General features: G+C 62.5%; 19 protein-coding genes. 15 read left to right on the forward strand and 4 right to left on the reverse strand.

Going from position 1 to position 20,987, the window contains the following annotated elements; translation table 11 throughout:
* The first annotated feature begins 49 nt into the window (after nt 1-49).
* The 9 genes from QQL79_RS02445 to QQL79_RS02485 all read left to right on the forward strand — a co-directional run bounded on the left by QQL79_RS02445 (nt 50) and on the right by QQL79_RS02485 (nt 10,756).
* Entirely contained in the window at nt 50-997 is a 948-nt protein-coding gene (locus tag QQL79_RS02445; RefSeq protein ID WP_370461240.1) for an ABC transporter permease, read from the forward strand.
* Nucleotides 994-1,914 carry an ABC transporter permease gene (locus QQL79_RS02450; protein WP_284387575.1) on the forward strand — a complete coding sequence of 307 codons (921 nt, stop codon included), beginning with the start codon at nt 994-996 and terminating at the stop codon, nt 1,912-1,914. Before QQL79_RS02445 ends, QQL79_RS02450 begins: the two co-directional genes overlap by 4 nt.
* A 1-nt stretch (nt 1,915) precedes the next feature.
* Nucleotides 1,916-2,944, forward strand: coding sequence for an ABC transporter ATP-binding protein (locus tag QQL79_RS02455; protein ID WP_284387578.1), 1,029 nt, complete (start codon nt 1,916-1,918; stop codon nt 2,942-2,944).
* Nucleotides 2,934-3,941 carry an ABC transporter ATP-binding protein gene (locus tag QQL79_RS02460; RefSeq protein ID WP_284387580.1) on the forward strand — a complete coding sequence of 336 codons (1,008 nt, stop codon included), beginning with the start codon at nt 2,934-2,936 and terminating at the stop codon, nt 3,939-3,941. The genes QQL79_RS02455 and QQL79_RS02460 overlap by 11 nt, the downstream gene beginning before the upstream one ends.
* A gap of 10 nt (nt 3,942-3,951) precedes the next feature.
* Nucleotides 3,952-4,452, forward strand: a complete 501-nt coding sequence (locus QQL79_RS02465; protein WP_284387582.1) for a TIGR02444 family protein — start codon at nt 3,952-3,954, stop codon at nt 4,450-4,452.
* A 15-nt stretch (nt 4,453-4,467) separates the two neighbouring features.
* Nucleotides 4,468-5,853, forward strand: a complete 1,386-nt coding sequence (ertD, locus tag QQL79_RS02470; protein ID WP_284387584.1) for a hydantoin-5-propionate amidohydrolase — start codon at nt 4,468-4,470, stop codon at nt 5,851-5,853.
* Nucleotides 5,854-5,858: 5 nt separating this feature from the next.
* Nucleotides 5,859-7,133: a Zn-dependent hydrolase gene (locus tag QQL79_RS02475; RefSeq protein WP_284387586.1), complete on the forward strand. Its 1,275-nt coding sequence runs from the start codon at nt 5,859-5,861 to the stop codon at nt 7,131-7,133.
* A 38-nt stretch (nt 7,134-7,171) separates the two neighbouring features.
* Entirely contained in the window at nt 7,172-8,785 is a 1,614-nt protein-coding gene (locus tag QQL79_RS02480; protein WP_284387588.1) for an HAL/PAL/TAL family ammonia-lyase, read from the forward strand.
* Between the two features lie 72 nt (nt 8,786-8,857).
* The gene (locus QQL79_RS02485) at nt 8,858-10,756 is read left to right on the forward strand and encodes a LysR family transcriptional regulator (RefSeq protein WP_284387590.1); all 1,899 of its coding nucleotides are present in this window, start codon (nt 8,858-8,860) and stop codon (nt 10,754-10,756) included.
* Nucleotides 10,757-10,785: 29 nt separating this feature from the next.
* On the opposite strand, the gene QQL79_RS02490 is transcribed toward QQL79_RS02485, so the two are convergent.
* Nucleotides 10,786-11,823: an L-idonate 5-dehydrogenase gene (locus QQL79_RS02490; protein ID WP_284387593.1), complete on the reverse strand. Its 1,038-nt coding sequence runs from the start codon at nt 11,821-11,823 to the stop codon at nt 10,786-10,788.
* Complete coding sequence (locus QQL79_RS02495) at nt 11,823-12,773, reverse strand: 2-hydroxyacid dehydrogenase (protein ID WP_284387594.1); 951 nt, start codon at nt 12,771-12,773, stop codon at nt 11,823-11,825. Before QQL79_RS02495 ends, QQL79_RS02490 begins: the two co-directional genes overlap by 1 nt.
* Before the next feature lie 93 nt (nt 12,774-12,866).
* On the opposite strand from QQL79_RS02495, the gene QQL79_RS02500 reads away from it, so the two are divergent.
* From QQL79_RS02500 to QQL79_RS02520, 5 genes are all read left to right on the forward strand, one after another.
* Nucleotides 12,867-13,616 carry an SDR family oxidoreductase gene (locus QQL79_RS02500; RefSeq protein WP_284387596.1) on the forward strand — a complete coding sequence of 250 codons (750 nt, stop codon included), beginning with the start codon at nt 12,867-12,869 and terminating at the stop codon, nt 13,614-13,616.
* Nucleotide 13,617: 1 nt separating this feature from the next.
* On the forward strand, nt 13,618-14,103 hold the full coding sequence (locus QQL79_RS02505; RefSeq protein ID WP_284387598.1) for a gluconokinase: 486 nt from the start codon (nt 13,618-13,620) through the stop codon (nt 14,101-14,103).
* A complete protein-coding gene (locus QQL79_RS02510) occupies nt 14,100-14,987 on the forward strand; it encodes an NAD(P)-dependent oxidoreductase (RefSeq protein WP_284387600.1) in 888 nt (295 codons plus the stop codon). The genes QQL79_RS02505 and QQL79_RS02510 overlap by 4 nt, the downstream gene beginning before the upstream one ends.
* Nucleotides 14,984-15,319 (forward strand): hypothetical protein, encoded by a 336-nt coding sequence (locus QQL79_RS02515; RefSeq protein WP_284387601.1) that lies wholly within the window; start codon nt 14,984-14,986, stop codon nt 15,317-15,319. The genes QQL79_RS02510 and QQL79_RS02515 overlap by 4 nt, the downstream gene beginning before the upstream one ends.
* A 70-nt stretch (nt 15,320-15,389) precedes the next feature.
* Nucleotides 15,390-16,409 carry a LacI family DNA-binding transcriptional regulator gene (locus QQL79_RS02520; RefSeq protein WP_370461170.1) on the forward strand — a complete coding sequence of 340 codons (1,020 nt, stop codon included), beginning with the start codon at nt 15,390-15,392 and terminating at the stop codon, nt 16,407-16,409.
* A gap of 53 nt (nt 16,410-16,462) precedes the next feature.
* On the opposite strand, the gene QQL79_RS02525 is transcribed toward QQL79_RS02520, so the two are convergent.
* Entirely contained in the window at nt 16,463-17,776 is a 1,314-nt protein-coding gene (locus QQL79_RS02525) for an alpha-L-fucosidase (protein WP_284387602.1), read from the reverse strand.
* A 28-nt stretch (nt 17,777-17,804) separates the two neighbouring features.
* Nucleotides 17,805-18,812, reverse strand: a complete 1,008-nt coding sequence (locus tag QQL79_RS02530) for a LacI family DNA-binding transcriptional regulator (protein WP_284387603.1) — start codon at nt 18,810-18,812, stop codon at nt 17,805-17,807.
* A gap of 192 nt (nt 18,813-19,004) precedes the next feature.
* Here QQL79_RS02530 and QQL79_RS02535 point away from each other — a divergent pair, with 192 nt between their 5' ends.
* Nucleotides 19,005-20,927: an ABC transporter substrate-binding protein gene (locus tag QQL79_RS02535; RefSeq protein WP_284387605.1), complete on the forward strand. Its 1,923-nt coding sequence runs from the start codon at nt 19,005-19,007 to the stop codon at nt 20,925-20,927.
* The last annotated feature ends 60 nt before the right edge of the window (nt 20,928-20,987 follow it).

Here is a 20,987-nt window from a genome sequence, read left to right on the forward strand (position 1 = left end):
TCCGCTCACCGTCAGAACAGGAAAGGGAAATGACGTGCTGAACAGCGCAATGCCCTATTTGCGGGCCATATCGACGCGATTGCTCACCGGCATTCTGGTTTTCCTGCTGGTGACCTTCAGCGCGACTGCCCTTTCGAGCCTGGCCCCCGGCTCGGCTGCCCAATTGATCCTCGGCGACTATGCAACGCCCGAGCAGATCGCTGCGCTCAATGCCCAATATGGCTACGATCTGCCGATCTGGCAGCGCTATTTGAGTTGGCTCGGCGACCTGTTGCGCGGCGACCTCGGCGTGACCCTGTTCAGCCAACAGCCGATCCTCGGCGTGGTGCTTGAGCGCGCGGCCGTCACCTTTGAAATTGCCTTCCTTGCCATGGCCGTATCGCTGATCGGCATTCCGGTTGCCATGTACACCGCCAGCCACCCCAACAAGCTGACCGACAAGATCATGCGCTCGGTGTCGACCGTGCTCCTCGCCGTGCCGACCTTCGTGATCGTCGTCCTGTTTTCTTATCTCTTCGCCATGGTGTTGCGCTGGTTTCCTGCGACGGGCTGGGCAAAGCTTACCGAGAACCCGGTGGCCAATCTCTGGTATGTGGCATTGCCGGTATTGTGCCTCAGCCTGCACCAGACCGCCTATCTCTATCGGGTGGCGCGCAACGAGTTCGTGGCGACGCTGCAGGAAGACTATATCGCGGTGGCGCGCGCCAGGGGGCTGCCGCTCTCCTATATCCTCTTCAATCATGCCCTGCGCCCGGCCATGCCGCAGATCCTGACGGTCATGGGCCTGTCACTGACCTACATGCTTGCCGGCTCCTTCGTGGTCGAAAGCTACTTTGCCGTGCCCGGCATCGGCTGGACCATCCTCAGCGCCGTCAAGAGCCACGACATTCCGCTCGTCCAGGCCATCCTGTCGCTTACCGTAGTGATCTTCGTCATCGTCTTCATGCTGGTCGACCTGGGTTATGCACTCATCGATCCGCGGGTGAAAGTCTCATGACCGATATCGGTAACATGCCCGCCTTCAAGCCCGGTCCGAATGCCAAGCTCGGTGACATCGTCCGCCACGCCATGCCGTGGTCGAGCAAGCTGAAGCTGCCCGGCGCCACGCCATTCGAAATGCTGGCCGCGATCTTCCTCGTGCTGCTCGTTCTCGTTGCATTGCTCGTCGACTTCGTTCCCGGCCTTGTCAGCCCAAAGCTGCCCTATGGCGACTTCTCGCAATTGCCGGAATGGTCGCTCAATGGTCTTCTTGGCACCGACGATATCGGCCGCAGCATCTTCTCGCGCGTGCTGCATGGTGCGCGAACATCGATGATGATCGTGGCCATCTCGACCACTATCGCGCTCGTTTCCGGGCTGCTGCTCGGCATGCTGGCAGGGTATTATCGCGGCATTTTCGAGCGTGGCGTCGATCTCTTCGCCAATGCTCTGGCCGCCATGCCCTCAACGCTGGTTGTGCTCGCCTTTGTCGCCGTTACCGGCCCCTCGGTCGTGACCATCATCGTCGTGCTGGGCATTTTCGATATCGGTACCTATGCCCGCGTCGCCAAGGCCGGCGTCATCTCGCAGTCCAATCGCGATTATGTGCTGGCGGCTCGCGCGATGGGCGCCACTGACGGGCGTATCCTGCTCAAGGAAATCCTGCCCAATCTCATCCCGGCGCTCACCGCCGTCATGCCCACCCTCATGGCCGGCCTCATCATCACCGAAGGCTCGTTGAGCTTCCTCGGCTATGGCATTCCGGCGCCGGCGCCGAGCTGGGGCGGCATGATCGCCAGCTCGACCGACCTGCTGAGCCGCTTCCCGGTGCTGATTGTCGGGCCCGTCCTCGCCATTGTCCTGACGGTCTATGCCTTCAACACTATCGGCGACTATCTCGCCCAACGGCTCAACAATCGTGAGCGGGAGAGCTGAAATGGACGCTACGCTTGCCTCCCAGCCGGTCCTCTCGTGCACGGCCATGACCTGCGAGATGGACTCTGTTTCGGGTCCGTTGCAGATCCTGCAGGACATCAATTTCAGCCTCGATACTCGTCGTGCCCTTGGCATTGTCGGTGAATCGGGGGCCGGCAAATCCATGCTGATCAAGGCGATCATGGGCATTGCGCCCCGTGGTTTGCGCACGATCGGCAAGATCGAGCTGGATGGGCAGGACCTGTCCTCGCTCAAACCGAAACAGCGCGCCAAGCTGATCGGTCGCAAGGTCGGCATCGTCTTCCAGAACCCGATGAGCTCGCTCAATCCCTTCGTGCAGATCGGACGGCAGATCGAGGAAGCCGGTTGCATCCATCTCGGCTTGAGCAAGACCGAAGCTCGGGCTCGCTCCATCGAGCTCTTGTCCTTCGTCGGCATTCCCGACCCCGAGGATTGCTACGACTATTATCCGCACCAGTTCTCGGGCGGCATGAAGCAGCGCATCATGATCGCCGCAGCCCTGATCTGTCAGCCGGACGTGCTCATCGCGGACGAAGCGACCACGGCGCTCGATGTGACCGTGCAGAAGGAAGTGCTCGACCTGCTGCAGACCATCCAGACCGAGCGGCAGATGTCGATGATCCTGGTGTCGCACAATCTCGGTGTTGTCGCGGGCCGGACCGACGAGATCCTGGTGCTCTATGGCGGCAATGTCGTCGAATATGGCCCGACCTCGGAAGTTTTCCGCAATCCGCGCCATCGCTATACCGAGGCACTTCTCTCGGCCATGCCGGCCATGGATCAGCCCGCTCATACCCGGCTGCGCACCATTCCGGGCCAGCCGCCCAACCTGGCCAATCGCCCTACCGGCTGCCCCTTCGCGCCGCGCTGCGCCTCGGCCCAGGCCAAGTGCCATGAAGTCATGCCCGCCATGGCCCCGGGCGTGCATCCAGGCCATCGCTTCGCCTGCCACTTCCCGCTCGCGGAAATCGCCCGCCCGGCATCTTCGGATTCTGCCCATGTCGAGTGATATCGAACCGAACGACGACATGATCCTTGAGGTCCGCAATCTCTCGGTGAGCTTTTCTCGCGGCGGCAAGCAGATGAAGGCCGTCGACGATGTGTCCTTCACCGTGGCGGCCGGCGAAACCCTTGGCCTTGTGGGGGAAAGCGGCAGCGGCAAGACCACGATCGGCCGCGCCATCCTGCGCCTTCTGCCCGACGCCAATACCAAGGCCGAAGGCGATGTCCGCTACAAGAAGACCTATCTCAATACGCTTTCCAACGCCGATATGCGCCACATGCGCGATCGGTTGCAGATGATTTTTCAGGACCCTTTGTCCTCGTTCAATCCGCGCCGCAACGTGGAAGACATCGTGGCTGAAGGCCTTGTCATTCAGGGCAGGCCGGCGAGCGAGCGCAAATCGCGCGTTGAGGCGGCCCTCTCCGCCGTCGGCTTCGATCCCGCGAGTGTCGCCGGCCGCAGGCCGCACCAGTTTTCAGGCGGGCAGTGCCAGCGCATCGCCATCGCCCGTTCGCTTGCCGTCGAGCCCGAACTCATCGTCTGCGACGAGCCGGTCGCGTCGCTCGACGTATCGGTGCAGGCGCAGGTCATCAACCTGCTGCAGGACATCCGGGAAAGCCGCAATCTGGCGCTGATCTTCATCTCGCACGACCTTGCCGTGGTGAAGAACGTGAGCGATCGCGTCGCTGTTCTCTATATGGGGCGGATCGTGGAGATCGGCACCGGGCCGCAGATCTATGAGCGCCCCGCTCATCCCTATACCCGAACCCTGCTCGAAGCCGTCCCGGTGGTCGATGCCACCCACAAGATCGAGCCCGATGGCAAGCGCACGGTCATGCCATCGCGCAATCGTCCAGAGGGTGGTTGTGCCTTCCGCAGCCGGTGCCCGCGGGCGAGCGAGGTTTGTGCCCAAAACGTTCCGACACTCCAGCCGGCACCGCGTGGCCAGATGGTGGCGTGCCATCATCCGCACGATGAGCCCGCGCCGGGCATGGCAGCGTGAGGAAGCCGAGATGACGGGCCTCGCATTTCTTCGTCGCGTCTGGCCGGACATGTGTGCCGCCTATCGGGATGCTGCGCTCGGGCGTGCATGCCTCGATATGCAGGAAAAATATGCTGCCGATGTGCCGCTGCTGCTGTTGCTCTGCATTGCCGACAGGGCTGGACACGGCGTCGGGCGGGCCGGTCTTGAAGCGCTGATCGTCGAGAGCGAGGACTGGCGGGGCATCGTCATCCAGCCACTGCGTCACGCGCGGCAAGCAATGAAGGGGCGTTTCACGGCTCCTTCAGAAGCCGGACTGCGCGACGACGTCAAGCGGCTCGAACTCGAGGCCGAACGGCTCCATGTGCAGCGCCTCGCCGAAGCTTTCCCGCCACCCGCCGCGAATGGCGAAAGCACCGCGCTTTTGTATCTGGCCATGCGCGGCGTTGCCGCCACGGCCGCCACTGAATTCCTGAAGACTTTCAATCTCGCCTATGACGCGCAGGTCTTGCCTGTCGCGGTGCTGGATTGACGGGGAGAAAAGACGATGAGTGATTTCGATACGGTAATCCAGGGCAGGTTCGTTGGCGAAGCCGGCATTGTCGAGCGTGGCTTTGCGGCCGTGCGGAACGGCAAGATTGCGCTTCTCGGCTCGGGCCAGGTTCCGGCCGCCAAGGATGTGCACGATTTCGGCAATGCCATCGTGCTGCCGGGTGTCATCGACGGCCAGGTGCATTCACGCTCGCAAAAGGATCAGGAAGATTTTGTTTGGTCGACCCGTTCGGCTGCCGCTGGCGGCGTCACGACCATTGTCGACATGCCCTATGATGCCGGCCTGCTGATCTCGACCGGCGACATGATCCGCGAAAAGGCCCGCAGTGCTGGCGAACAGGCGCGCGTTGATTTTGCGCTTTATGGCACTATTCGCCCCTCCGAAGGCCCGGTACATATCGCCGAGATGGCCGAGGCCGGCGCTGCGGCCTTCAAATTCTCGACGTTTGATACCGACCCCAATCGCTTTCCGCGTATCCCGACGCCACTGCTCCATGCGGCCTTTGCCGAGGTCGCAAAAACCGGGCTGATCGCCGGCGTCCACAATGAGAACGACGAATGCGTAAAAGTGTGGAGCCAAGCCATCATGGCAACCGGCCGCACCGACTATCGCACCCATGGCGAGAGCCGGCCGGCCATCGCCGAAACCCTTGCCGTTGCCGAAGTCTACGAGATCGCGCAGGCCACCGGGGCCTCGGCCCATATCGTGCATTGCTCGGTCGGCCGGGGTTACGAGCTCGCCGAGGCCTATCGTGCCCAGCGTGTCGATGCGACCATTGAAGCCTGCATCCATTATCTCGTCTGCAGCGAGGAAGAGGATGTGTCGCGCCTGCTCGGCCGGGCCAAGTGCAATCCGCCGATCCGCTCGGCCGCCGAACGCGAAAAGCTCTGGAAACACCTCGCCGCCGGTCACATCACCATTGTCTCGACCGATCACGTTTCCTGGGGGCTTGAGCGCAAGTCGTCGCCAGTCATGCTGGAAAACGCGTCGGGGATGCCGGGCCTTGAAGTCCTGCCCAGCCTGCTGCTCGATGGCCTGACCGATCGCAACCTGTCGCTGACGCATGCGGCAAAGCTGCTTGCCGCCAATCCGGCGCGCCTCTTCCGCATAGCTGACCAGAAGGGTGGTTTCGGCCTCGGCCTCGATGCCGACTTTGCCGTCTTCACCGAACGTCCGCGCCACTATGATCCGTCTGCCAGTGGCCATAACATCGTGGATTGGAGCCCTTACGAAGGCCGCTTGATCCGCCACGCTCCCGTCGCAACCTTCCTGCGCGGCGAAATGGTCTTTGACGGCACCAATGTTCTCGCCCAGCCTGGCACCGGCCGCTTCGTCAAGCCGAACCGCGTTGCGTCGGCCAACGTAAGTGCTGCGGCATGAACGCCTTGGGTTCAAATGTCCCACTGAAGGTGGATCGGGAGCAGTTGCAGCGGGATTTCGACGCCCTTGCTGCACTGACCGAACCCGGCAGGCCCTGGACGCGCCGGTCTTTCACGCCGATATTCCTCAAGGGACGGGACTATCTTGCGCAGCGCTTCGCCGAAGCAGGTCTGACGACGCATATCGACGCCGCCGGCAATCTCGTTGGCCGTTGGGCAGGAAGCAATTCCGGCGCTCCGGTGCTGATGACCGGGTCGCACAGCGACACCGTGCCAAGCGGCGGACGTTTTGATGGCATCGCCGGTATTCTCGCCGGCCTTGCCGCCATTCGCGCCTTGCGTCTTGCCGGTTACCAGCCGGAGCACAGCATCGATCTCGTCGATTTCCTCGCCGAAGAGCCCAGCGAATGGGGCCTTTCCTGCATTGGCAGCCGCGGCATGGTCGGTGCGCTCAATGGCGAGCATTTCGCGATGATTGGTCCGGACGGCGAACGCCTGGATACCGCCATCATCCGAATGGGCGGCGTGCCGGACGGGATTGCCAATTCAGTTCGCAGCGATGTCGGCGCCTTTGTCGAAATTCACATCGAACAAGGCCCTGTTCTCGAAGCTGAGGATATTCCCCTCGGCATTGTGAGCGGTATTGCCGGCATTGCCCGCGTCCGCCTGCGTCTCGAAGGCGAGGCGGGCCACGCCGGCACCGTGCCCATGGCGATGCGCGCCGACGCTGGCATGGCCATGGCGCGGCTGATGCTGTCGCTGCGCGATACGGCGCGCGCCGAAGCCAATAAGAGCAGGGGGCATTTTACCGCCACTATCGGCGTCGTGAGGCTCGAGCCCAACGGGGCTAATGTCGTGCCGGGCGCGGCCGAAGCCATCGTCGATGTTCGCGCCGAGAATAATGCGGCCATGGATGACTATCTCATGGCTATCGACATGCTGGCCCTACAGGCCGCGACTGCCGAGGGCTGCCGTGTAGCGGCGGCGGAACGGCTGAGCCGCACCTTTGCTGTGGCCTGCGATATCAGGCTGCAAAAGCTCATTGGCGAGGCCGCCGAAGTCCACGGCCTTGCCACGCGCCCACTCGCCTCTGGCGCCGGCCACGACGCGGCCTTTGTCGCGCGCATTGCCCCGGCCGCCATGATTTTCGTGCCCTCCAAGGGTGGCATCAGCCATGCCCCCGAAGAATGGACCGATACCGAAGCCATCGCCCGCGCCGCTGACGTTCTGGCGCTGACCCTTTCAACCCTCGATCAGCGGCCGCTTGCCCCGGCGGCCTGACCATTGGCGCCAGGCGCCTCCCTCCAAGGAATAGAACAATGAGCACCATAGTCCTCGACGGCAACAGCCTCACCATCGAGCAGGTCGTCCGCATCGCCCGCGAAGGCGTCAAGGTCGAGCTGGCCCCTGAAGCCCGCGCCGAAATCGTCAGGAAGCGCGCCTATATCGAAGAGAACTGGCTGACCGAAAACGCCCCGGCCACTTATGGCTTCAATACCGGCGTCGGCAAGCTCAAGGATTACAAGATCAACCAGGCCGACAACGAGCAGTTCCAGATGAATATCGTGTTGTCGCACTGCTCGGGCCTGGGCGATCCGGCTTCGGAGGAAATCGTGCGCGCCATGATGGCGGTGCGCATCAATGCCTTCTGCGTCGGCGTCTCGGGCCTGCGTATCGAGGTCGTCGATCGTCTCGTTGCAATGCTCAATTGCGGAGTACACCCGGTTGTGCCCATCCAGGGATCGGTTGGCGCCTCGGGCGATCTCGCCCCGCTTGCCCACATGGTGTCGGTGCTGATCGGTTACGAAAAGGCCGAGGCCTGGTTCAAGGGTGAGCGCATGTCCGCGCCCAAGGCGCTCGAACTTGCCGGGATCTCGCCGACCAAGTTCGACCTCAAGGCAAAGGATTGTCTGGCTCTCATCAATGGCAACAGCCTCTGCGCCGGCATGGGTTCGCTGACACTGTGGGATGCCGAGCAGCTCATGAAGACCGTCGATGCAATCGGTGCGCTCAGCCTTGAAGCCATTCGTGGCGAGCAGGCCGCGTTCGATGCGCGCATTCATGAAGTGCGCAAGCAGCCGGGCCAGATTGCCATTGCCGAAAACGTGCGTCGCATGATCAAGGGCTCGCGCCGCACCTCGGAATCCTCGCGGGCCGTTCGTCTTGAAGACGATATCCTGCATCCGACTTTCCACCCGCGCATTCAGGACCAGTATTCCTTCCGTTGCCTGCCGCAGGTTCACGGCTCGTGCCGCGACCAGCTCGAGCACGCCAAGACGCTGATGACCCGTGAACTGAACGCGGCTACCGACAATCCGCTGGTGTTCTGGAACGAAGCCGGCGCGCTCGAATTCCTCTCGGGCGGCAATTTCCACTGCGAACCCATTGCTTTCGCCATGGACATCCTCGCCATCGCGCTGATCGAGATCGGCAATATCTCCGAGCGCCGCCTCTTCGCGCTCTGCGACACGACGCTGAACTACGGCTTGCCGCCCAACCTGGCCGGCCGCCCCATCGGCCTCAACTATGGCTATGGCATTCTCTCGACCGCCGCTGCCGCCGTCGCCTCGGAAAACAAGACGCTCGCCTTCCCCTCGGTCGCCGATACCATCCCGACCAAGTCGAGCCAGGAAGACCACGTGTCGATGGCCGCCTGGTCCTGCCGCAAGGCGCAGCAGGTCTTGAGCAATATGCCCAAGATTGTCGCCGTCGAATGCCTCCTTGCCACCAAGGCGATCTTCCTGACCCGTGATGCGCTCGGCCAGTTCGCCCTCGGCAAGGGTACCCAAGCGATCTACGACGCGGTTGCCGACGTGGTGCCGCTGCAGGAGCAGGATGGCTACATGCAGGATCAGATCGTCCCGATGATCAAGTTGCTGAACGATGGCGGCGTCCTCGCTGCCGCCGAAATCGCCATTGGTGCGTTGAACTAGAGGGCGCCTCGCGGACCCGCAGCTTGGCCTGCTGCGGGTTCGGCCGGAGCTTTGGCCTGCTTGAGTAGATATATGGCCAGGCCTATGCTGCCCCTCATGGACAAGGTCGGGCTCGAACTTTCGCTGCTTTCAAAGTTTGTTCTCGCCTGCCAGTCGTCCCGCCTTGCCGATGCGGCAAAGGACCTTGGCCAGACCCCGCCCGCGCTCAGCATCGCCCTCCACGGCCTCGAGGAGAGACTGGGCCTCAGGCTGTTCGAGCGCCGCAGTGGTGGGCTCGATCTCCTGCCATCGGCCTTCTGGCTGTTTCGCAGCGGTTCGCATCTGCTCTATCTTGAGCAGCATGCCCGCGAAGCTCACAACAAGCCTGGCCGCCGCCTCATCAAGCTCTCCATCGAACTCGACCTGAACTTCGCCATCGGCCGGGTGTCGAAAGCGCTGCTGCGGACCGCACAGCAAATGATCGCGATCTTTCCCGAACTTCTGGTCGACTGGCACTTTGCCGGCCTCGACGATGACGATATCGGGGATCCGACAGGGCTCGCTGGCTCCGAGAAACTGCCCGACAAGTCCGGGCATCTTCGAATTTTCTACGGTGACGCTGTCAACACCGGCCCCGGTGCACTGCGCCTTTACGACGATCCCTGGATCATCGTGGGCAGCAAGGGCAGCCGTGTGGATGCGTTCCATCCCGAAGAGCATGTTACGCTGCTGCGCATGCGCCGGGAAATCCTTGATGCTATGACCGTTTTTGCCACCGAGCGTGGCTTTGCCGATCGTCTACGCTATCGCGATGAAGAGCCGAACCAGGTTTCGGCGATTCTGCGCGACCACCCGCAGCTCCGTTTGCTGATGCCAGCAAATCTGATGCCGCGCCGCCTGGGCCTGACGCGGCATGTGGAAGCCCCCTTTTCGCCTCGCTTCGTGTCCTCGCTCTATGGCGAGGCCAGTGGTGCCGCGGGGCGATATGGCAAGGCATTCCTTGATGTGATGCGGCGCAACTTGATCGAGGAACAAAGCGCAGTCTTCACGCCACTTTTGACGACGCGCCAGATCCATTTCTTCAATCTCGTGGCCCAGACCGGCAGCATTTCGGCCGCCGCGCGCGTCGCCAATACGGCTCAATCTTCTGCATCCAAGCATATCAGCCAGATGGAAGAGGCAATCGGGGTGCCGCTGCTTTTGCGCACGGAGGAGGGGGCCACGCTTTCTCCGTTCGGCCAGGAGGTTCGGACGCAGACGGTGGGTATTGAAGAGCGCCAGGACTGGATTATCCGCAAGGCATATGACATCGCGGCCCATTCCGAGGCCAGGGTGACCATCGGCACGCTTCCCAGCTCCGGTCATGACAGCGCGCTCACCGAAAAGATCGCCCATGTCATGACGCGCATCTATAGCCGGCATCCGGATTGGCAGCTGCAGATTGTCGAAAGCTCCAACACCATGCTGCATGAACGCGTGCGTTCGGGAGATCTCAACCTGGCCCTGGTCGGCATGGTGCATTCCCAGGTTGCGCGCATCAGCCTGGGCCCCACGGAGCCGCTCTGCGTCATCGGCAATCCCACGATCAACTTTGGCGGGCGCAAGGAGTTCAGGCTGGAAGACGCCGTTGCTTTGCCTCTGGTTCTGGGCCGCCACCATCTCAGCATCCACCAGAGCTTTGCCGATGCGGCACGGGAGCGTTCGCTTCGCGTAAAATCGGTGATCGAGGTTGGCTCGCTCGCCCTCGCCATCGCAATGGTGCGGCAGGCGCCTCTCTGCACCATCCTGCCGGCCTCTTCGGTGCGTGCGGATATCGAGGCCGGCAACCTCGTGGCCGTGCCCATCCGCCAGGAAGAAGTTTCTGGCGCGCTTTCGGTTATCTTTTCTGCCGATCGTGAGCTGTCCGAGGCAGAGCGCATCATCGTGCAGGAATTTGTCCGCGTATTTCGCCCCAGCCGGGGTGCTGCACCGATCGACATGCCGGGGGACTGACCCGCGGACGTCGCGGGTCAGCACAGGGCTCAGGCCGTCGCGAAGACGATCTGCGCTTTCATGGCCGAAGACCGGTCCGATGCCAGCTTGAAGGCCGTTTCTGCGTCGGCGAGCGGTACCGAATGGGTAATCAGCGGCTTCACGTCGATCAGCCTCTTGCGCATCAGTTCGACGCCGATGGCAAACTCTTCGTGGAACCGGAACGATCCGCGCAGGTCGAGTTCCTTGGCGGTGATCGCCTGCATGGGAATGGTCATGTCGCCCCCCAGACCCAGTTGCAGGATGATGCCACGGGGACGCAGAGCGCCGATGCCGGAGGCAAGGGCCGGAGCGGCGCCCGAGCACTCATAGAGTACATCAAAATAGCCCTTGTCAGCGCCATAGGGCGCCAGGCCATCTGGTTCCTTGCCGGTATTGATGACGCGATCGGCACCAGCGGCCTTGGCAATGGCCAGCGTGAAGTCCGAAAGGTCGGTGGCAACGATCTCGATGGCGCCGGCACGACGGGCTGCGAGGATCGACAGCATGCCGATCGGTCCGCAACCGGTAACGAGAACGCGCTTGCCGAAAAGCTGACCAGCGCGACGGGTTGCATGAAGGGTCACGGCAAGCGGTTCCGCCATGGCGGCCTCGCCCGCGCTGAGACCGTCAGCCGGTACGCATTGGCTGGCCATGGCGACAAGCTGTTCGCGAAACGCCCCCTGAATGTGCGGGAACGGCATGGCGGAGCCGTAAAAGCGCATATTGAGGCACTGATTTTGCATGCCTTGCTGGCAATAGCGGCAGGTGCCGCAGGGCCGAGAAGGGGAGACGGCCACCAATTGACCACGCTCCAGCCCCGTCACACCTTCGCCAAGCCCCTCCACATAGGCCGAAACCTCGTGGCCTAGCACCATTGGCTCGCGCAGGCGAACCGTGCCGAAGCCGCCATGGTGGTAGTAGTGCAGGTCCGAACCGCAGACGCCGCCAGTTGCAAGGCGCAGCGAAACTTCGCCGGGACCCGGTTTTTCAACCGGACGATCCTCGACACGAAGATCCTTGGCGGCATGAATGACAATGGCTTTCATCAGAGCACCGGGGTGAGGAGATCGCGGCCCGCAAAGTGAGCCGCAAGATTGTCGCGCATCAGTTGGCCCATGGCCTTGCGGGTTTCAAAAGTACCCGAGGCGTGGTGGGGTTGCAGCAGCACATTGTCGAGAGCGAGGAAGCGTGGATTGAGCTTGGGCTCGCCCTCGAAAACGTCGAGCGCCGCTGAACCGAGCGTTCTGTTTTCAAGGGCCGTGAGGAGGGCTTCTTCATCGATATTGGAGGCGCGGGAAATGTTGACCAGCATGCCCTGTGGACCAAGCGCAGAGATCACCTTTTCACCAACGATGTGGCGCGTTTCAGCCGAAGCGGCGAGCGTGACGAAGAGGAAGTCGACATCCCGGGCCAGCGCCACGGGGTCTGCCACGAAGCGCCAGGAGGCCGCCGCAAAATCCTTGGCGGAAACGTCGCTATAGGAGATTTCGAGATCAAAGCCGTGAAGGCGTTTGGCCACTTCGAAGCCAATGCGGCCGAGGCCCAGCACGCCCGCGCGCTTGCCCCAGACGCGGCTCCTGAGGGGGTAGAGCCCATTGGTGGCCCATGATCCGTCGCGCACCCAGCTCTCCGCGCCAATCATGCCGCGTGACTGGGTCAGCATCATCGCGACACCGAGATCGGCGACATCCTTGGTCAACACGTCCGGCGTATTGGTGACGCGAATGCTGCGGGCGCGGCAGGCCTCGAGGTTCACCGCGTCATAGCCAACACCATAAACACTGATCACTTCGAGATTTGGACAGGCGGCAATGGTCTCGGCACTGGCACCCAGTTCACCACGGGTCGCAATGCCGCGGATATCGCCACCAACCCTGGCAAGAAGGCCTGCTTTGTCCTCTGTCTCGAAATAGCGGTGGACGGTAAATTGGCCGTCGAGCGGCACCTGGTCCCATTCAGGATAGGGGCCCATCTGGAGAATATGCGGCTTGGTCATCGGCACTCAGCTTTTGGCTTGACAGGAAATGTTATCGATAACAAAACAGAGGAAACGGTGTTTGTCGAGCCCGTTTCGTTCGAGGAGCATGCAATGCAGATTTTTGATCTCACCGGCCGCCGTGCCTTGGTCACCGGGTCCTCGCAGGGGATTGGGCTGGCGCTGGCCAAGGGCCTGGCTGAGGCCGGCGCCGCGGTGGTGCTCAACGGTCGCGATGAATCCAAGCTTGCCGCCGCCGCCAAGGACGTCCCCGGGGCTACGACGATCGCCTTCGATGTGACCGACCACGCCGCCGCCCGCGCGGCGATCGACGCGTTCGAGGCGAGCACGGGCGCCATCGACATTCTCGTCAACAATGCCGGCATGCAGTTCCGGGCGCCCCTCGAGGATTTTCCGGCCGACGCCTTCGCCATGCTGCTGCAAACCAATGTGGCCAGTGTCTTCAATGTCGGCCAGGCCTGTGCCCGCCACATGATCGGACGCGGCTCCGGCAAGATCATCAACATTGCCAGCGTCCAGACCGCGCTGGCTCGCCCCTCGATCGCGCCCTATACGGCGACCAAGGGCGCCGTGGGCAATCTCACCAAGGGAATGTGCACCGACTGGGCGAAATACGGGCTCCAATGCAATGCCATCGCTCCGGGCTATTTCGACACTCCGCTCAATGCGGCTCTTGTCGCCGACAAGGATTTTTCGGCCTGGCTCGAGAAGCGCACGCCGGCTGGGCGTTGGGGCAATGTGGAAGAACTGGTCGGCGCCTGTGTTTTTCTCGCGTCGCCGGCATCCAGCTTCGTCAATGGGCACACGCTCTATGTCGATGGCGGCATCACGGCCTCGCTCTGACATGCGCATCGTGGTCATGGGCGTGTCCGGCTGCGGCAAGTCGAGTTTCGGCCAGGCCTTGGCCAGCCGGCTTGGCCTCACCTATTTCGAGGGCGACGCGCTGCATTCGGCTGCCAATGTCAGAAAAATGCGCAGTGGTACGCCGCTGACCGACGAGGACCGCTGGCCGTGGCTCGATCGGGTCGCCGAAACGCTCAAGCATCCCGCGGTGGTATCCTGTTCCGCCCTGAAGCGCGCCTATCGCCACCGCATCCGGCAGGGGGCGGGCGGTCGGGTAGTCTTCGTGCATTTGGCCGGCGACAGGGCCTTGATCGCCGAACGAATGGCAGCGCGCAGTGGTCACTACATGCCGGCAAGCCTGCTCGATAGCCAGTTTGCGGCACTTGAGGCGCCGGGACCGGACGAAGCCATCACCCTCGATATTGCCCGGCCGGTCGACCAATTGATCGACGCTGCCTGCATTGCTTTAGGAGAAGTTCGCTCATGACCGGTCATATTGGTCTGATTGGTGCCGGCGCCATGGGTGGCGCCATCGGCGCGCGTCTTGCCGGTGTCGGTGCGCCGCTAAAGGTCTTTGATCTCGATAAGGAAAAGGTCGCGGCGCTGGTCTCCAAAGGCGCAATTGCCGCGATGAGTGCGGCCGAAGCCGCCAGGGGCGCCCGTGCCGTCATCCTCAGTCTCAACGCCCCGCGTATTGTACGCGCTGCAGTCTTCGGACCCGAAGGGGTTGCGGCTGGTGCGGAACGGGGGCTCCTCATCATCGACATGTCTTCCATCGATCCTGCCGAAACGCGCGCGCTGGCGGTCGAGGCCGCTGAACGCGGCCTGCGCTGGGTCGATAGTCCGCTTTCCGGTGGCGCGCCCAAAGCCGAAATCGGCCAGTTGACGCTCATGCAAGGTGGGGCCAAAGCCGATGTCCGCGAGGCACAGGATATTCTCGCACATGTGGCGTCCAACCAGACCCATATGGGCGATGTGGGCACCGGCCAGACGACCAAGATCGTGAATCAGGTCCTCTGCGGCCTTGGCTTCATGGCCGTCGCCGAAGCCACCGCTCTTGCCGAGGCGGCCGGCGTCAAAGTCGATCGCATTCCATCGGCCCTTAAAGGCGGCCGGGCCGACAGCGCATTGCTGCAGGAATACATGCCGCGCTTTGCCGCCCGAGATTATCGACGCACCGGTCGCATAGACAATATGGTCAAGGACCTCGATGGCGCCCGCGAACTGGCGCGCCAGACCCAGACCAGTATGCCCCTGACCGCTCTTGCGGCGGAGATTCATCGCTTGCTCACCGCAGCGGGCCTTGGGGGCGAGGATCAGGCCGCGCTGATGGAATTTTTCAGCGGTCCCAGCAAGGAGAAGTTTGAGTGATTACCCGTTACGCGCTGTTCGAAGGCAAGGTGAGCGAGGGTCAGGGGGCCGCATTCCGTGCTGCGGTGACCACGGAAATCCTGCCGCTCTGGAAGCGCTTCCCCGGTGCCCTCTCGGTGCGCGTGAGCTATGCCGTCAAGCGCGATGATGGCGCCCCCGAATTTCCAATGGTCCTGTCTGTCTCCTATCCCGATGTGGCCGCGGTCGATGCAGCCCTTGCCAGCCCGATCCGCACTGAAGCACGTGCCGCCACCGAGTCCGTGCTTGCCCGCTTCTTCACCGGCCGTATCCACCATCACGTGATGTCGGCGGAAGATTATGAAGAGCTTTGAGTTCTGGCTTGAACAACATGTCGCTTGCTGATCACTTGGCCGTGCCAATTCGCTCTCGCCGGGACTGCTGATGCCGCCGCGCAAACCGCCGACCATGCAGGACATTGCCCGCAAGGTCGGCGTCTCTCCCATGACCGTGAGCCGCGCTCTGCGTGACGGCACTTCCGTCAATACACAGACGCGCGAAGCCATCCGACAGGCGGTGGAGGAGCTCGGCTATGTATTCGACAGCACTGCCGCCAACCTGCGCCAGCAGCGCACCGGCTTCGTCGCCGTCACCATCCCCTCCATCAACAACGCCAACTTTGCCGACACGGTGCGGGGGCTCTCCGATGGGCTGAAGGTGCACGGCCTGCAGCCGCTCCTGGGTTACACCGACTATGACATCGACCAGGAAGAGGCGCTGGTCGAGCAATTGCTCCGTCGCCGCCCGGAGGCCATCGTCGTCACTGGCGGGCAGCACACTCCGCGCTGCCGCCGCCTGCTGGAAAGCGCCGGCATCCCCGTTGTCGAAATCTGGGATCTTCCGGGTCAGCCCGTTGGGCATGTCGTCGGCTTTTCCAATGCTGCAGCGGCCGGCATGCTCATCGACCATCTGGTGAGTACGGGCCGAACGCGTATCGCTTTCATCGGCGGCGAAGCGGGGCGGGACTCCCGCGGCGCCGACCGCCGGGCAGGCTTCATCGCGGCCATGCAGCGCCACGGCCTCGACGCCACCCGCCTGATCGCGGCCGGCGTCCCGCCGGTTTCCATGCTCGAAGGCGCCGCCGCCACCCGCGCCCTGTTGCAGCAGGCGCCTGATACGGATGCTGTCCTCTGCGTCTCCGATCTCGTTGCCTTCGGTGCGCTGACAGAATGCCAACGCCTGGGCATTGCCGTGCCCGATCAGATGGCCATAGCCGGTTTCGGCAATTACGAGGTTGCAGAAATCTGCGTGCCGCCGCTGACCACCGTCAATCCGTTTCCAGAACAGATTGGCCGGCAAACGGCTGCGACACTTTTGAGCCTGCTGGGACTATCGGCCGATAACTTGCCCCAAAACTCCAAAATTTCGCCTGAACTGCTTGTTCGCGCCTCGACCTTGTCCTGAAACGTCAACTGAAGTTTGGGCGAGCCGGCGCCGAGCGACGCCGACCCAAACCGCTAGTGCTTGAGTGTGACCTCGATGACCGGGACGACGACCTGGGGACGGCGTATCGGTAGCACAAAGGTCATTTCATCCGGGCTGACGGGGAACTGGGTATTGGCCCAGAGCGCATTGGCAGCGGGTTTCAGCCAGGTGACTTCGCTGCCGTCATGCAGGAATTGGGCATATTCGACCTTGCCGGCCAGGGCGTCGAAATGGAGGTGTTTGAACGGCCAGTTGAAGAGGTGGATGTAGAGCTTGTCGCCATTCTGGGTCAGCCGGCAATCGGTGGGGGCGGCAAATTCGGATTGGGTGCAGCTCACGATACTGCGTTCGTGCGCCGCCATCCATTGTTCGTAGGCATCGAGAGCGGCGATGGCGCGGTGGTCGAGCGTGCCGCGGGCGGTGGGGCCGACATTCATCAAGAGGTTGCCGCCCATGGCGACCGTGCCGATCAGCATTTGCACCAGTTGTTCGGTGCTTTTCCAGGTGTCTTCGTCGCGGTGATAACCCCAGGAGCCGCTCAGCGTGTGGCAGGCTTCCCAGGTGACGCGCTTACCACCGCGTTGCGGCCAGGCGCGCGGGGTATATTGCTCGGGCGTGGTGATATCGGCGGGCAGGCCCGCCAGATCGAGCCTGTTGTTGATGATGATATCGGGCGCTAGCTCCCGCACCAGGCGGACGAGCTTTTCACTTTCCCAATCCTGGTGGCCCTTGCCGACCAGTTCGCCCTGCTTCCACTGCGGATAGCTGAAATCGAACCACATGATGTCGATGCGGCCGAACTGGGTCAGCAATTCGGTCACCTGCTCGCGCATGAAGGCGGCGTAGCGGTGCATGTCGCGGCCCTCATTGATCTTGAGGGCGTCGGGGTGGTTGCGCTGGGGATGGCGGGGATCGACGGTGAAGTCGGGGTGGTGCCAGTCGATCAGCGAATAATAGAAGCCGATCTTGAGGCCTTCGGCACGGAAGGCGTCGACGAAGGGGGTGAGCAGGTCGCGACCATAGGGGGTGTTGGTCGATTTGAAATCGGTGGCCTTGGTGTCCCACAGGCAGAAGCCGTCATGATGCTTGGTGGTCAGCACTACATATTTCATACCGGCGGCCTTGGCGCGACGGGCCCATTCCCTGGGGTCGTAGAGGTCGGGATCGAAATTGTCGAAATATCTCTGATAGTCCGCGTCGGAGAGCTCTTCGCGGCTCTTGACCCATTCGTGGCGCGCGGGGAGAGCATAGAGCCCCCAATGCACGAAGAGACCGAAACGGTCGTGAATGAACCAGGCTTTCTTGTCTTGGTGCAGCGCGAGCGGCTGCAGGTCCTGTGCTGACATGGATAGTCCTCCTCCGGGTGATGAAAGCTCAGCTGGTCTCGCGAACGATGAGTTCGGGGACGATGACGATGCCATGCTGATGGTTTTTGGTGGCGATGCGGCTGAGCAGCAGGCGCACGGCCTCTTCGCCCATTTCGCGTTTTTGCACGCGCAGGGTGGTGAGGGTGGGCGAGAGCAATTCGGCAATGGGGATGTCGTCGAACCCGACCAGGGCGATCTGTTCGGGGATGGCGATGCCGGCGGCCCGGCAGGCCTTCATAGCGCCGATGGCGTTGAGATCGTTGTAGCAGACGAGAGCGTCGATATCGGACGTCTCGGCCAGCAATTGGGTGGCGGCGCTCTGGCCGCCCGTGACCGTAGGGTCGCAATAGACGATGCCCTGGGCCTTGAGCCCATGCGCGGCCAGGGTGGCGCGGAAGCCCACCAGCCGGCTCTTGCCGCCGAAGGAGCTGCGCGGGCCGGCGATGATGCCGATCTTGCGGCGGCCGCGCTGGACCAGATGATCGATGGCCAGCGAGGCACCGGCTTCGTAATCGGTGGTGATGGTGCCGGCGACGTCGTTGGGGGCTTCGCGGTTGATCAGCACGACGGCGCGATGGGGTTCGAGCGCCTTGTGCAGGGCGGCGTCGGGCAGGCGTGCGCTACAGACGATGATGCCATCAACGCGATGCAGCAGCAGCGCTTCGATGAGTTCTTCCTCGCGCTTGCTGCTTTCCACCACATTGGAGAGCAGCAGATTGTAGCCGGCGGCGCTGGCTGCATCCTCGGCGCCGCGGATGACTTCGGGGAAGAAGGGGTTGGTGATGTCGGGCACCAGGAGGCCGATGGTTTTGGAGCGATCCGAGCGCAGGCCGCGGGCAAAGGGATTGGGGCGGTAGTTGAGCTCGTTCGCCGCCGCGACGATACGTTCGCTGGTTTCGGCGCTGGCGCCGCCGCGATCGTTCAGCACCCGCGATACCGTCATCGGCGAGACACCCGCAGCGCGGGCGACATCGGCAATGGTGATCTTGGGTTCGGTATTTTTGGGGCGTCTCAACGGCGCTGTCTCATCAAATTATAGCACTTTACGGTAACGATAACTAACATAGGCGCCAGAAATTCCAAGGGTTTCCGGCGCAAATATAGGGCATATCGAATCTCTTTGACAAGAAATAACGGTAACGATAACGTTCCGAAAAATAAGAAACGACGTTAACGATAACGTAGCTCGAAATCATGGGAGGATTGGATGCAGAATTTCGGAGTTCTGCGACGGCAGGTTGTGTCTGCCGTTGCAATAGCGATGCTGGCCAGTACATGGGCCGGCGCCGCTTTCGGCTTTCAGGAGGCACCACAGCTCAAGGCGCTGGTGGATGCCGGTTCGTTGCCACCCGTTGAGGAGCGGCTGCCGACGAACCCATTGGTGCTGACCCCGCTTGAATCGGTGGGCAGCTATGGCGGCACCTGGCGCACCGCCACCTTTGGCGGCGGCGACAGCGAAATCGAGCGGACCATCGGCTATTCGCGGCTGGTGCGCTGGAATTTCGAATGGACCGAAGTGATCCCCGACATTGCCGAAAGCGTCGAGGTCAATGCGGACGCCACCGAATATGTGTTCACGCTGCGCGCGGGCACCCGCTGGTCCGATGGCGAGCCGTTCACCGCCGACGATCTGGTGTTCTGGAACGAGAATGTGTTGCGCAATACCGAGATCACGCCATCCCCGCCGGCCTGGCTGATGGCGGGCGGAGAGCCCGTCAAAGTGGAAGATCTCGGCGACAACAAGGTTGCCTTCAAATTCGCCGCGCCGAACGGGCTGTTCCTGATGAACATGGCCACGGTGCGCGGCGCCGATATCCTGGCCGGCGCACCGGCGCATTATCTGCGGCAGTTCCACAAGGAGTTCAATCCCGATGGGATCGAAGCGCTGGTAAAGGCTGCCGGTGCGACCGATTGGGTGCAGCTGTTCAACAACAAGGTCGGCTTTCCCGGCCGCTGGCGCGATCTGGGCCGGCCCACGCTTGATCCATGGGTCATGAGCTCGCCCTATAGCGGCACGACCCAGGTCGTGGGCGAGCGCAATCCCTACTATCCCAAGGTCGATACTGAGGGCAATCAGCTCCCCTATATCGACCGCATCACCATCGACGTGATGGAAGATACCCAGGCGATCATCCTCAAGGCGATCAGCGGGGATATCGATATGCAGAACCGCTTTATCGAAACCACCGACGCCCGTCCGGTGATCGTGCAGAACCGAGAAAAGGGCGGCTATGACTTGTTCATCGCCAGGCCGGCCTGGTCCAATGCCCTATTGATCACGCTCAACCAGACGCATAAGAACCCGGCTTTGCGCGCTGTGTTTTCCAACAAGGATTTCCGCATCGGGCTCAGCCACGCCATCAACCGCGAGGAGCTGAACCAGCTCATCTATGCCGGACAGGCCAAGCCCTATCAGGCGGCGCCACGCGAAGGCACTGCGCTTTATGACGAGCAGATGGCCACGCAATATCTCGAATACAATGTCGATCTGGCCAATGAATATCTCGACAAGGCGGGCATTGCCGAACGCGATGCCGAAGGGTTCCGGCTTGGGTCGGACGGCAAGCGGATCACCTTTGCCATCGACGCGTTGACGGGCAGCCCGATCCAGGTCGATGCGCTCGAAATGATCCAGCGCTATTGGCGCGCCGTCGGCATCGACATGCAGCCCCGTCCGGCCGAGCGTTCGCTGATCTTTGCGCGCCTGCAGACCAACGACAATGACGGGCTCGGCTGGGTTGGCGGCGGCGGTTACGACTTCCTCGGCCTGCTCGATCCCAAGTGGTATTTCCCCCATGAGCAGGAATCGAGCTTTGCCACGGCCTGGGGCCTCTATTACCAGAACCCCAATGATCCCAATGCCGAGGAGCCGAGCCCGGCCGCCAAGAAGCAGATGGATCTCTACCGGCAGGTGCAGGAAGCCCCCACGGTCGAGGCGGCCCTGGCCCTGATGAAGGAGCTGCTCGCCATCACCCGCGACGAGTTCTACATCATCGGCACCAATCTCGAGCCGGATCGCGTCGGCATCGTCAAGACCAATATGCACAACGTGCCCGACGTCATCCCCAGCACGTCATTCTACATGATGCCGGGGCCGGCCAAGCCCGAGACCTTCTACTACGCACAGTAACGACACGCAGCTAGCGGGGCGACGCCATCGGGCGCCGCCCTGCCCATTGTGGTCGCCCGG

Origin of the sequence: Devosia yakushimensis (assembly GCF_030159855.1) — a bacterium.
Taxonomy (GTDB): Bacteria; Pseudomonadota; Alphaproteobacteria; order Rhizobiales; family Devosiaceae; genus Devosia; species Devosia yakushimensis.